General features: G+C 33.9%; 14 protein-coding genes and 1 tRNA gene. 5 read left to right on the top strand and 10 right to left on the bottom strand.

Annotated elements, in window-relative coordinates:
* Window positions 1-8: 8 nt before the first annotated feature.
* The gene (locus tag LU301_RS04615) at window positions 9-1,322 is read right to left on the bottom strand and encodes an ABC1 kinase family protein (protein ID WP_305273137.1); all 1,314 of its coding nucleotides are present in this window, start codon (window positions 1,320-1,322) and stop codon (window positions 9-11) included.
* Window positions 1,323-1,357: 35 nt separating this feature from the next.
* Window positions 1,358-2,149 (bottom strand): HesA/MoeB/ThiF family protein, encoded by a 792-nt coding sequence (locus LU301_RS04610; protein WP_305273136.1) that lies wholly within the window; start codon window positions 2,147-2,149, stop codon window positions 1,358-1,360.
* Window positions 2,150-2,343: 194 nt separating this feature from the next.
* Between LU301_RS04610 and LU301_RS04605 the strand changes: the two genes are divergently transcribed.
* The 3 genes from LU301_RS04605 (at window position 2,344) to gcvH (ending at window position 3,629) form a co-directional block, all read left to right on the top strand.
* On the top strand, window positions 2,344-2,898 hold the full coding sequence (locus LU301_RS04605) for a hypothetical protein (RefSeq protein WP_305273135.1): 555 nt from the start codon (window positions 2,344-2,346) through the stop codon (window positions 2,896-2,898).
* Window positions 2,899-2,965: 67 nt separating this feature from the next.
* The gene (locus LU301_RS04600; RefSeq protein WP_305273133.1) at window positions 2,966-3,193 is read left to right on the top strand and encodes a sulfurtransferase TusA family protein; all 228 of its coding nucleotides are present in this window, start codon (window positions 2,966-2,968) and stop codon (window positions 3,191-3,193) included.
* Window positions 3,194-3,251: 58 nt separating this feature from the next.
* On the top strand, window positions 3,252-3,629 hold the full coding sequence (gene gcvH, locus LU301_RS04595) for a glycine cleavage system protein GcvH (RefSeq protein ID WP_305273130.1): 378 nt from the start codon (window positions 3,252-3,254) through the stop codon (window positions 3,627-3,629).
* A 74-nt stretch (window positions 3,630-3,703) separates the two neighbouring features.
* Here the strand turns inward: gcvH and LU301_RS04590 are convergent, their stop codons facing one another.
* Window positions 3,704-4,819, bottom strand: coding sequence for a hypothetical protein (locus LU301_RS04590; protein ID WP_305273128.1), 1,116 nt, complete (start codon window positions 4,817-4,819; stop codon window positions 3,704-3,706).
* A gap of 30 nt (window positions 4,820-4,849) precedes the next feature.
* On the bottom strand, window positions 4,850-5,017 hold the full coding sequence (locus LU301_RS04585) for a hypothetical protein (protein WP_370692225.1): 168 nt from the start codon (window positions 5,015-5,017) through the stop codon (window positions 4,850-4,852).
* A gap of 286 nt (window positions 5,018-5,303) precedes the next feature.
* Between LU301_RS04585 and LU301_RS04580 the strand changes: the two genes are divergently transcribed.
* Together LU301_RS04580 and LU301_RS04575 are read left to right on the top strand one after the other, a co-directional pair.
* Window positions 5,304-6,536, top strand: coding sequence for a pyridoxal phosphate-dependent aminotransferase (locus LU301_RS04580; protein ID WP_305273125.1), 1,233 nt, complete (start codon window positions 5,304-5,306; stop codon window positions 6,534-6,536).
* Window positions 6,537-6,701: 165 nt separating this feature from the next.
* Window positions 6,702-6,777: transfer RNA gene (locus tag LU301_RS04575), tRNA-Asn, on the top strand.
* 141 nt (window positions 6,778-6,918) lie between these two features.
* Here the strand turns inward: LU301_RS04575 and LU301_RS04570 are convergent.
* The 6 genes from LU301_RS04570 to LU301_RS04545 form a co-directional block, all read right to left on the bottom strand.
* A complete protein-coding gene (locus tag LU301_RS04570; protein WP_305273123.1) occupies window positions 6,919-7,269 on the bottom strand; it encodes a hypothetical protein in 351 nt (116 codons plus the stop codon).
* A 10-nt stretch (window positions 7,270-7,279) separates the two neighbouring features.
* Entirely contained in the window at window positions 7,280-7,654 is a 375-nt protein-coding gene (tusD, locus tag LU301_RS04565) for a sulfurtransferase complex subunit TusD (protein ID WP_305273122.1), read from the bottom strand.
* An 83-nt stretch (window positions 7,655-7,737) separates the two neighbouring features.
* The gene (rpsT, locus tag LU301_RS04560; protein WP_305273120.1) at window positions 7,738-8,004 is read right to left on the bottom strand and encodes a 30S ribosomal protein S20; all 267 of its coding nucleotides are present in this window, start codon (window positions 8,002-8,004) and stop codon (window positions 7,738-7,740) included.
* 167 nt (window positions 8,005-8,171) lie between these two features.
* The gene (locus LU301_RS04555) at window positions 8,172-9,581 is read right to left on the bottom strand and encodes a GDSL-type esterase/lipase family protein (protein ID WP_305273119.1); all 1,410 of its coding nucleotides are present in this window, start codon (window positions 9,579-9,581) and stop codon (window positions 8,172-8,174) included.
* A 41-nt stretch (window positions 9,582-9,622) separates the two neighbouring features.
* The gene (locus LU301_RS04550) at window positions 9,623-11,875 is read right to left on the bottom strand and encodes an SGNH/GDSL hydrolase family protein (protein ID WP_305273116.1); all 2,253 of its coding nucleotides are present in this window, start codon (window positions 11,873-11,875) and stop codon (window positions 9,623-9,625) included.
* Window positions 11,862-13,361, bottom strand: a complete 1,500-nt coding sequence (locus LU301_RS04545) for an MBOAT family O-acyltransferase (protein ID WP_305273114.1) — start codon at window positions 13,359-13,361, stop codon at window positions 11,862-11,864. The genes LU301_RS04550 and LU301_RS04545 overlap by 14 nt, the downstream gene beginning before the upstream one ends.
* Between the last annotated feature and the right edge of the window lie 38 nt (window positions 13,362-13,399).

The following is a 13,399-nucleotide window of genomic DNA, read 5'->3' as shown; positions in this document are numbered from 1 at the left end:
TGATTACCTTATTGAATTTTATGCACATCGATCATTGTTGGTTCTTGCAACATTTGTAAACGCTGGTCGGCATAAATATCTGTATAAGGCGTTAAAACTCGCATAAAACGGTCAAAATATAACATTTGTTTTAATAATAACGCAAAATCTCGTGGGAATTTGATACCATGACGTTCACCTACCGCTACTAAATCTAATATGACCGCATTTAAATCACTTGCACTACTTTGTAAAATATGACTTGGATCTGTTTCCATCGCCATATTAAAAATACGCTGTAAATCATCAGTTAATTTTGCAACATCAACCTGCTGATGGGTCATACCCATTTTAAGCATATTTTCCGCCATTTGCTGATAATCCATCATTTGTAAAGCATCCATAAATGCCATACTTGCCGACCACACTTCTGCTTTTAATTGACCAACAATCCCAAAATCAATAAAACCAATTCGTCCATCATCAAGCAACAATACATTCCCAGCGTGTAAATCAGCATGAAAACTCTCACAATGACTTAAACTGCCAAACCATGTATTCATCACATTGATTAAAACTTGCGATGGGTCATACGCACGTTGTTGAATCACACTCATATCAGTTAAAGGTACACCATATAAGCGTTGCATAGTCAAAACTTTTTGTGTGGAATATTGATGATAAACTTTTGGTGCAATGGCAACCGTATTCCCTGTTTGCTGTAGATAAGCATTAAAATCATCTAAATTTTTTGCTTCAGCATAAAAGTCGATTTCTTTAACCATGCGAATTTTAATTTCTTCAGCAATCTCTGAAAATGACGCAAATTTAATTTTAGGCATGATTTTTTCAATGACCAAACTTACGCCATGTACCACATTTAAATCAGTATATAAAATCGTATCTACATTTGGTTTTTGTACTTTAATAACCACATCTTCGCCCGTAATTAAACGTGCAGCATGTACTTGAGCAATCGATGCCGAAGCCAGTGGTTTTTCATCAATCCATGCAAAAATATCATGAAGCGGTTTACCTTTAAATTCTTGTATTAATACTTGACGAATATAACTAAATGGCAAAGCAGGTGCTTGATCTAAACATTTTTGAAACTCTTCCACATATTCTCGTGGAAATAATGAAGGTGTACTGGCGATAAATTGACCTAATTTAATATAAGTCGTCCCCAATTGTTCAAAGGTTTCTCTTAATAATTGTGCTGAAATCGGCTGTTTTTGTTGATAGGCTTTAGCGTATTTTAAGCCTGCCTTCGCAGATACAACAGCAGTTTCTCCCATACGTTTTAAAGAACGTAAACCATCAAATACGATTTTTTTATTCATCAGCATATACCTAAGAAAAATCAGCGTTTATGATACTATGTTTTGACTAAATTACCAAATGTTTTGCATACTTCACAATTTTCATCATGCTGAAAACGCACAATTTTTTGTGTCATAGTTTGCCCATTCCACAGTAAAATTTTTTCTCGCAATGGCATTTGTCCCAAACCTAAATACAATAATGTATGATGTGCTTGTAAACTTGCCATCACAATTGGTGTACTCGCTAATACACCACTGGTTGCACAACTGCCCTGTTCTTCATCTTCATTTATGATGGGAAATAAACATTGATAACACGCTGATTGACCTTCAAGCATCAATAATTGTCCTTGTAAACCAATTGCAGAAGCACTGATTAATGGAATATTCGCTTGTTTACACAAAGTATTGACCGCATAACGTGTCTTAAAACGATCGCAACCATCAAGCACCACATCAAATTGAGAGAACCAAGCTAAATCAATATTAGCATCAAAACGTTGATTTAACCCAACCACTTCAATATGTGGATTAATCTCTTGTAAATGTTTTGCTAAAGTAAGTGCTTTAGATTGTCCAATATGCTGATGATGAAACGCAATTTGACGTTGTAAATTACTGATTTCAATACAATCAAAATCGATAATACTCATATGCCCCACACCTGAACGAGCTAAAATTTCAGCACTAGTACACCCCAAACCACCTGCACCAATAATCAAAACTTGACTATTTTTTAATTTTTGTTGTGCTTCTAAATCCCAATCATCCAATAATATTTGACGACTATATAAAAATAATTCGTCATCATTTAATTCAATGGCAGGTAGATTTGTGTGTTGCATTGTTTACTCTATTCGCTAAAATTAAAATCAAGTTTATTTGCCTATTTTAATCAAAAACATGATATAAATCATTTTAATTTGTAAATTTCGTATAAAAAATAACAATTACACTTGCACAATAGTCAAAATATCTGTAAATTAATACCCCAACTTACCTATCGTTTTATGATCTTTAAAATTGTGAAGATTTAACCATGAATGTAAAAATTTTAGCTTGTACTGCCATTGCTACATCACTGTTATTTACCGCTTGTGTAAAAAAAGAAGAACCGAAAGAAACTGAAAAGCAACAAACGCCTAAATCTTCTGTTGTCAATCAGATTCCTAAAGACCAACAAGTGAAATTACCAACCGATAATAATGCAAATGGTATAGATAATACTGATCCAGCAAACGCAACAGATAACAATGCAAATAACAACGCTGTAGATTTACAAGCATCACCAGGTCCGTCAGATACGCCTGTTGCTCCTGTACGTTCAGTTGAAAAACCACGTCCAGTAGCACCTGCAGAACCACGCAAACCTGTACAAACAACCCAAGTTGAAAAAAAACCAACACCTGAAGCAAACAAAACTACAGATATTCAAGATGATACTGTTGTGGGTAAAACTGAACGTGTAAAAGCACCTGCACAATCAGAAACACCACGAGCAACACCAGCTCCAATTACTGAAAAAGCAGACCAAGCTCAAAGTATCGATGATGCGATTAAACAAGCAATTGATGCAGCAACGCCTGCTAAATAGATACAGTATTTAACTGAACAATAGGTTTTCTAATGAAAGCCTATTTTTATTATGGGGATAATGATTGATGAATATTATCGAAGTAAATAGTATAGGACAACATTGCCCTATGCCCTTGTTATTACTCAAAAAAGCTATCAAACAATATGATATAAATCATGTACAATTTCTCGTCAAGTCATCAGATAAAAATAGTAAAGTCGATTTAACTCGCTACTGCCAAATGCACCAATTACAATGTGATATCATATTTGATGATGGCAGTGAATTTCATTATCAAATCTTTAAGGCTTGATGAAACGCACTTTTTTAGCCATAATAACACCCATTTTATTTATTGTTAGGATAAGATAATGAATCATCCAACTCATCTTAAATATGCCCCAACCCATGAATGGGTTAAACTTGAAGATGGACTTGTGATTACAGGTATTTCAGACCATGCCCAAGATGCTTTAGGCGATATTGTTTATGTTGAAGCTCCTGAAGTTGGACGTGAAATGACCGCAGGCGAAGTTTCAGGTAGTGTTGAGTCAGTTAAAACCGCTTCTGATATTCATGCACCAATTACAGGTGTGGTGGTTGAAGTTAATACCACACTTGAAGATGACCCAGAAACGATTAATGAAGACCCCTATGGTCGTGGTTGGATTTATAAAATTAAACCACACAATTTAGCAGAAATTGATAATTTACTCGATAATCAAGGTTATGAACAGTCTTTAGATTAATTGTAAATCATTGATTTTATTTAGGGTGAATGCTTATTCACCCTTTTGTGTAGAAATAAATAGTGATTCTTCACTCACTCATCTTGGCAAGATTCCATAAATACAGGTCGCTGTTTAATCATTTGTGGAAATTGCGTCATTACCGTTATTTTAGGTTGATGATAGCGATATTTCCATAAAATGGGTGGATAAGATTCTTCTAAAGCAAAGGTGCTATTGAACTCTTGCAATTCTTGTTTAGACAAATTGGCAATATACTCATTAAATTCTTGTTCTGAATAACCCAAAGATGTAGTCATTCTCTGTTTGAGCATATCCAATTTCTTCTCATCTGTTAAACGATAAGTATGACTTGCTGTATCAAGATAATAAGCATTTTTATCTAGCTCACGTCTATAGGTTTCAAAAACTGAATCAAAATAAATATCCTGCTCTCCTATAGGACGAGTTACCAATTGTTTGACTATTTGAAAGTCATCAAATGTCGTATCATCATCTTCATAAGGTTCTAAATGATAACTCTGCATATCATTCTTTTCAAAATAACGTACACCATCAATCACAGTATAATCTGTTTCAAAAAATTGATATTTTTTCCCTTTCAATTGATAAGTAAAATACATATCTTCTAATTGTTCTTTCTTATCCATATAGAGTACATACAATTTATTTTGTTTTGCTGACAAATCAACATGAAATTGGCGAATATCGGTTTTATTTCGCTCATCTTGGAGATAAAAATTGATGCTTTGTAGCGGTTGTCTAAGTGTATGAATATAAGGATATGCTATACATCTTGAATTTTTAAATCTAATAACAGGTTGAATACCCTGTTCATCAAACTGTACAAATACATCACTTAAGTAATGGTCAGCGAACCCATCAAATTGAATTTTTGTACCTTGTACAGTTGGATCATAAGTACTATAAATATATAATTCTTGTGGATTTTTAAATGAAAGTTGTACACGTTGATTTTGGCTATCGACTTGATAAGTACCATATTTAGCAGCCCCAAACCCCGCAATCACAAATTCTTGGTTATCAAATAAACAAAGCTGTGTACCTCCTTCAGGTGAATACCCCATTTGCAGGCAACCTGTTAAGTCAGGTGCTTTAGCAGATGACTCAGCTAGAGTACACGTTGATGACAACAATGTCAGTAATGTTAAACCAAGAATTTTTTTCATCATTTATTCCATTAAAAGTAGAACTATAATTTAACGTTTCCCCATTGAACGGCGTGTGCCACGTGGTGGTGGAAATAATTGGTCAGCATATTGAGCAGGTTTAGGACGTGTTAAATTATAAGCTTGTTGTTGCTCAGTTTGTTCAGTATTTGGCATAGCAAAAGGTAACTTTACTTTTGCTTTAGAAGGTTTAGTCATTAGATTACCATTTAATTAATTCAATCATTTCTTTTATTTTAACACATCATAATACATAATAGTTTTAAATGAGAACTATTGCTAAAAAATTATACTATTTCTATAAAAAAATCCGCACGAAAGCTCATTTTTAAGGTAAGATATAAGCTATGTTCAACATTCATTTTTACGATTGTAATATGATGAAATAATGAACACTACTCATATAAATATTTATATGATTTCGCCATGCTAATTTTGTGATAAATTAGTGATTATTGACTTCAATTTAAAAAAGGAAAGCACTGTGGAAGTACGTCTTTCTGATCGTGTTAATGCGATTAAACCATCTCCAACATTAGCAGTTACAAATAAAGCAGCCGAACTTAAAGCAGCAGGTAAAAATATCATTGGTCTAGGGGCTGGTGAACCTGATTTTGATACGCCACAACACATTAAAGATGCCGCCATTAAAGCAATCAATGACGGTTTTACCAAATATACAGCGGTTGATGGTACACCTTCTCTTAAAAAAGCAATTATTGAAAAATTAAAACGTGATAATAATTTAGAATACACACCTGAACAAATTTTAGTCTCTTGTGGTGGTAAACAATCATTTTTCAATCTTGCTTTAGCATTTATTAATAGAGGCGATGAGGTCATTATTCCAGCACCATTTTGGGTAAGTTATCCTGATATGGTTATTATTGCGGAAGGTACGCCAGTTATTGTTAAATGCAGTGAAGACCAACGCTTTAAAATCACACCAGAGCAATTAGAACAAGCAATTACACCCAAAACTAAATTAGTGGTATTAAATAGTCCATCGAACCCTACAGGTATGATTTATAGCAAAGAAGAATTGCTTGCTTTAGCTGAAGTTTTGCGTAAATACCCACACGTTTATATCGCTTCTGATGATATGTACGAACCAATTCGTTGGCAAGAAGAGTTTTACAATATTGTAACAGTTGCTCCTGATTTATATGACCGTTCATTAGTATTAAATGGTGTATCTAAAGCCTATGCTATGACAGGTTGGCGTATTGGTTATGCGGCTGGGCCTGCAAAAATCATCAATGCGATGAAAAAAGTGCAATCGCAATCAACTTCAAACCCAACATCAATTAGCCAAGTGGCTTCAGAAGTTGCCCTTAATGGTCCACAAGATGTATTAAAACCAATGGTTGAAGCATTTAAACGCCGTCATGATTTGGTGGTAAATGGCTTAAATGCAATTAAAGGGATTTCATGTTTACCTGCTGATGGTGCGTTTTATGCCTATGCTAATATCCGTCCGTTGATTCGTGCAAAAGGTTTCAAATCTTGTACTGAGTTTTCAGAATGGTTACTTGAAGAAACAGGTGTAGCGGTTGTACCAGGCGATGCATTTGGCTTAGGCGGATTTATGCGTATTTCTTATGCAACGGCTGATGAAGTATTGGTCGATGCCTTAGCCCGTATCAAAAAAGCTGCTGAATCAATTGAAGGTGTTGATGAAGCGATTGCAAGTATTGAGCAAGAAAATAACGTTTAATTGCCGATATATTGTATAAAGAAAATCGCTATGGTAATGATAGCTGTAGCGATTTTATTTTTCGGTCGTTTGTTAGACAAAGAAACGTTTTTTTCAAAAAAAAAGCAAATTTTTTAAAAAAAATCCTTGACACTAGCAAAAATTTCTTTATAATATACTGCATATTCTCCCATAGCTCAGTCGGTAGAGCGACGGACTGTTAATCCGCAGGTCCCTGGTTCGAGCCCAGGTGGGAGAGCCAAATTTACAACTAAACCCAAGTTAATTTAACTTGGGTTTAGTTTTTTTAATACAATATATCAATTTTTTCTAAGTACATGACAAAAGTCTAAATAAATCTATCTCCTTGAATTATTTAGGCTTGATTTGACAATTCAAACTATTAAAATGTCAAAATATGTTGATATTGTTTGATAAAATCTGCATTATATTCAATAAATTGTAATTCATGTTGTGTAGCAAGCACAAAATGATGATGTTGATTTTGTTGCTCAATTAAAATTGGCAATAAATCATAATATTCAAAACTATCTACCATATTTGATGCCAATTTAAACGGCATTCGCTCAGCAATAAAAGCTAAATCATGTTGCAATAAAGATAACCCTGCTCCTTGTAATAATACCTGTACGTGATGCCCAAAAGTCGCTAATACCATCACAGCAGATAGGCTTTCTAAACTATTTAAATGCGTTAAATTGGCTTGTTGAATAATCACTAATATTTTTTTCATATTGCCCCACTTAAAATTGTAATACTTTATCTGCTTGTGTGATTAAGTCAGACAAAACGCCTAACCCCACTAATTGAAATCCTTGTGCTAAATTAGCTTGATTTAAATGATGGCGTTGAGCATTTTCATCATCACTAATGCCACGCGTCAAACTTGCACTCACACATACAGGTAAATCGATACCCAAATTTTGCCATTGCTGTTGTAAATTGAGTTGGTCATCAGTCTGCCAATTCAGTTGATTAGCAATACTTACTGCATCTTGATAAAAAAATACTGATACTTGATGTTGTTTATTTTTATAAGCCTGTGCTAATCTTAAAGCATAATACATATTTTTATGCCAAGCAGAGCACGTCATTAAAATCAAAATATGTTTTGACATAACTTTGTAATGTTCCAATCATAATATATAGACACAAAAAAACCCTAGATAAAACGCTAGGGTTCTATTTTATACTCAAAAAATTAAGCTTGAAGTGCTTTAATTTGAGCATTTAAACGGCTCTTATGACGAGCAGCTTTATTTTTGTGGATAATACCTTTATCAGCCATACGGTCGATTACAGGTACTGCACGCTTATATGCTTCAGTTGCTTTAGCATAATCGCCAGTTGCAATTGCATTTACAGTGCTTTTAATATATGTACGAACCATAGAACGCAAACTTGCGTTATGGCGACGTGCTTTTACGTTTTGACGTGCACGTTTTTTAGCTTGAGCAGAGTTCGCCACTCTTAGACTCCTTGAAATTTGATGAACTTGAGAGCTATTATTTTAAGACATTGAAATAATAATAGCCAATAATTAATGTAATATTTTCACAAAATCTTAGTCAAAAGTCAAGTATTATCCACCTTGACTTGAGAAATAAATGTACTTATCCACACGAATAAACTAAATTAATACATATTTTTAGCAGGCGTAGTTTGACATTGTTGCTGACCTTGCTCATCTTCAGTACAAATACGTGCTAAACCATTTGGATTAAAATGTGGAAGCTCTATAGGGGTAGGAGTTTGTCCTATAGGTTGTTGCCTATCTTGTCCTGTACCATCAGTATGCTTAGTCGGTAGTATTGCCACATCTTGTGCTTGTTGCATATTTGAATTTACCCAACTTTGCATGGTTGGTGGTTCGCTCATATTTAGCTTTAAGCTATTTAATGCCAAAATATCTTGTGCTAAATCTTGACCAAGTTGAGTATAACCTTTCACAGTGAAATGTACGCCATCTTTACTGGCTTTACCTTGATTAATCCACGACTTCATACTACATTGCCCCCCCATCGCTTGTTGCCAATCCCAATACAGCGTATTTTGACTTTGAGCAACTTGCTTTTGCACTTGTTGTATTGCAGTTAATTGAGTTGGACGTACACCACATTGTCCATTTATACTTTTTAAAGCTTCAGGTGCAGATAAAATCATAATGGCAGTTTGCGGACTTGTACTACGAATTTGTTGAATCCGTTGAGTTAATACACTGCGTACTTTTTCTGGCGATACATTATTATAAGCTTCATTGGTACCATAAGCTAAAATTACTAATTGTGGATTAATCTGAGCCAATTCATTTTTCCATGCTTGGTTATTCCAACGATTTAAATGTGATAACTCCGCCCCATTAATGCCTAAAGCAGAGACTGTCGCTCCTGTATTTTTTGCATTAAATGCCCACCAACCACCAATCGCTGATTGAGTTACATTTTGAGCTTGTATCGTAACAGGTAATTTTGCCTTAAATTGTACTAGTTGCCATGTATTATTTTTGCTAGGTGCTTCAATATTAAATACTTTTCCTGTCGCATCACGTGCAATAAATTTGCCATCCCCCTGTGCTTGACGTAAACTTAGACGAATATTTTGTTCAACCTCATCACCACGTTTTGCTTTTAACGTCAGTGTTGAACCTTGTTGCAATGGTTTTGCAATCAAACCACCTAAAGTATAATTTTCTTGATGGTTATTACGGCTTGAAATCGGTTGAAAAGCATGATGATCATAACCAAAACGTGCCATGCGTTGCCCAGAAAAATACATAGGCATTGCCCAACCCATACCACCATTCCCTAACTGTTGTTGTAAACTAGTACGCATTGCTTCAGTTAAACTATCGCCCGCAGTATGCGAATCCCCAAGTTGTACTATATGTAAATTTTTATTCTGTAAAGCATTCACTAGTTGAACACTATTAGGCTCATTAAAATTTTGTAAATAACCCGCTTGTGTAGATGTACTCACTAAAGCCGAACATAAAACAGCCATACTTGCAACGCTTTTTAAGCACTGTTGATTATATAAATATTTCATCGTCATTTCCTCATACAATTATTGTATGACGTATCACAGGATTAAGGCATAATGGTTAAATGCTTTTGTAAAGCCTGTGCAACATTTTTTTGCCCTTGTGGGGTAAAATGAACGCCATCGCCTGTACGCATTTTAATAGATTGTCCATCTTTTACAAGATAATCATTGTAAACATCATTTTGACTGCCTAACAATGCTCGTGTATCAATTGCTAGTACATCATCATGTTTACGAAGTTCATCATTCATAATTTTATTTAAATCAATCATTTGACGATTTAATTTATCATCTTTCATATTGGGTGAAGTCAGCCAAATTACACTAACTTGATGTTGTTTAGCCACATTTAAAATGCTTAACATACGAGATTGGTACTCAGCTTGCCATTCTGAAGAAGCAAATTTTAACAATTGTTTAGTCTGTGGATGTACTATATTCCATGGATCATTGGGTCCTAAGAATATGGCTAAAATTTTAATATCAGAATTTTGCTGTAAAGTTTGTTCAATAGTTTTAGGCCAATCAAAAAAACTTGGATACGACAACCCTGTACTCTGCTTACTTAAATTAATCGATTGAATATTATGCTTTTGCAAATATTGTTGTACATGGGGAGCAACTCCTTGCATCATCGAATCACCTGCAAAAAAGATTTTATCATTTGGCGTTAGCATATAACGTTGTGCTAATTGTTCTTTTGCTTGCTTTTCTTGCTCTAATTTTAATTGAGCTAATTGTGCTTGACGTTTTTGCTCTTGTTCAGCCAAATATTCTGCTGTAAAAGCATGATTTTGATTAAAATTATCAACAACTTTTTGGTTCGCCTGTTGAATGCCTGATGTTAAAGTATCATGTTGAGCATATAAAAAATCGCCTATTTTTGCACCTAATGACCACAATGCAACATCATCTAATTTAACTAAAGGACTTGGCTGATGATAGGTTTGCAAATAATATGCATTCACTGAACGTTGCATTACCCAAATATTTAACACCGCAAAAGCTAATAAAATCCCACCAACTTTAGCACATTTTTTTAGCGTAGATTGGTAATTTGTCTCAGATTCTACCGTTTTTGTTGATAACAGTACAAAAGATTGTTCAGCCATCGCAGATAATTGAGTATTTTCATCATTCGACTGAATAATTTCTTCTGTTACTTTAATTTCTTCTTGTTCAACATTATCAATAGTTTCAACAACACTCTGTTCTGATCGAATATCTTCAATCGATTTTTCAACAGTATTTTCATCATTCGACTGAATAATTTCTTCTGTTGTATCAATACTATACTCATGACCTTGCTCAATACTTTCTTCTATTACTTTAACTTCTTCTTGTTCAACATTATCAATAGTTTCAACAACACTCTGTTCTGACCGAATATCTTCAATCGATTTTTCAACAGTATTTTCATCATTCGACTGAATAATTTCTTCTGTTGTATCAGCACTATACTCATGGCTTTGCTCAATAATTTCTTCTATTACTTTAACTTCTTCTAGTTCAACAGTATCCACTGTTTCTATAACAGTTTCTTTTAATTGAACATCTTCAAGCAAATTTTCATCATTTTTATCGTCCATAATTTCAGTAATTTCTTGCTCAATATATTCCACTGTTTCAACAAGAGTTTCTATATTATCATCTTGCTCCACGATTTCTTGTGTTGTTGTAACATCATCTTGTTCATTTAGTTGAACCAATTCTGTAATAGAAGCACCTTTAGCCATGATCACATCATCAATCACATTAATCGCTTGAGTTGTATAATGTGCTGAGACTGTTTTTGAGTCTATAATTTCTATCTTTTCATTCGGAGACGATATTTCATCATCTATCAGCCCATCAGACTGTAAAATGGGCTGAAATTTCATTATACGCATATCATCTACAATCGTTACAACCTCTGTAGCTAAGACAGATAATCCTTTCATTTGAGGTGCAACTACACGAATATTCTGAAAAGTGAATAAATGAGAGACACTTGGTAATGCTTCTTTTACAACTGGTACTTGTGTTGATTGTTCTTTGGCTGACGATACAATAGATATATTTTTAGGACGAACAACACTCACATTCATCAACGGTTCAGTTGTATAATCTGTTATTGCCTGAACTCGATAAAATTGCTTACCGATTTGCACGATAGGAAAATACACTGACACAAACTTATTTTGAGCCAATACACTGTGCTGTTCATTTCCAAAACGAAAACGAAATCTCAATTTCCCTTGTTTTGATTTAAGCTGTTCCATCATCGCTAAATGAATTGGCAATTTAGAAGTTTGCATAAATAAATCCTGGAATACCTGATGGTGCAAAAACAATTAATAACATAAACACCAAAAATAATAGCACATACAGAATACTTTGCGGTATCGTTTGTACTTTTTGCCATACAACCTGTTGATGACGATGATATTGAGCATAAATAATCCACGATATAATTAAAATAATCAATAAATATAATGGATTATTTACCCATGCCATATTTATAGTATTACTCAATAACGCTTTAAATACCAATAATGCTTCTTCAAAATTACTAGCACGAAAAAATACAAAACAAAATGCAACAAAATGGAACGTTACTAACATTCCCAATATTTTACCCCAAATACTATATTGAGCCAAAGCATTTCTTGCTTGTTTCATAGGTACTTTCGTCCCACGCTGATAAATTTTATCGCCACAATTCAATAAAATAATAGCAAAACCATGTAACAAACCCCAAAATAAAAAATTCCAACTGCTACCATGCCAAATGCCAGATAATCCCATTGCAATCAATAAATTCACTTGTGTACGGGTAAAGGAAACACGACTCCCCCCCAAAGGAATATAAATATAATCACGAATCCATGTTGATAAACTAATATGCCATCTATCCCAAAAATCCCGAATGTTATGTGCCAATAATGGTGCTTTAAAATTCACAGGTAAACGCAAACCTAATAATAAGCCAAAAGCAATCATCATTTCACTATAACCTGAAAAATCTAAAAATAGTTGTAAAGTATAACCATAAATTGCAAGTAACACTTCTAAACTATGATATTGCATTGGATTGGTAAATACAGGTGTTACCCAAGTATCTGACAAATAGCCTGCTAACCACCATTTTTTAATTAATGCTAATAAAATCAAAGCAAGTGCGAGTAATGGAAATAATAATTGACGTGGCTCTGTTTGACGAATTTGTTCACTCATACCACAAGGATTACCTTGAATATCTGTTAAACCTGTAGCTGATTTTGCACGTGCAATAGGACCAGCACTAATCGTCATAAACAAAGAAAAATGAGTTAATAATTGCACCCAATTAAAGGCAGGCACATCAACTTCATCATGATAACGGCTAACTAAATAACTAATCGCTTGGAAAGAATAATAAGATAAGCCCAAAGGTAAAATTAAATTTGCCATTAACCCTGAACTATCAAAATTTAAAGTTTCTAAACTACTTGCCACCGCTTGACGAAAAAAATCATAATATTTAAACAAAGACAACTGTGCTAAAGTCAAAACAATCCCTGTAATTAACCACTTTTTTTTATATTGAGCCTGATATTGCATTGCCCATGAAATACCATAAATCAGACAACTAAAGGTAAATAAAATAGAGACTGCAACCGCTCCCGCCATCATATAGACGATAAAATAGCTTGCCAAAACGAGCAATACATTTTGCCATTGTGGATGTTTAATCAAACTCCAATATAAAGCAAAAAATGCTATAAAAAACAAGCTAAACTCAATGGATAAAAAAGAAAACATAACCCTTTCTTCTATAAGATGACTATTTACAGATTACA

Source organism: Moraxella sp. ZY210820 (assembly GCF_030674635.1).
Classification (GTDB): domain Bacteria; phylum Pseudomonadota; class Gammaproteobacteria; order Pseudomonadales; family Moraxellaceae; genus Acinetobacter.
The sequence above is the reverse complement of the archived record's forward strand: the minus strand, read 5'-3'. Positions and strand labels throughout refer to the sequence as shown.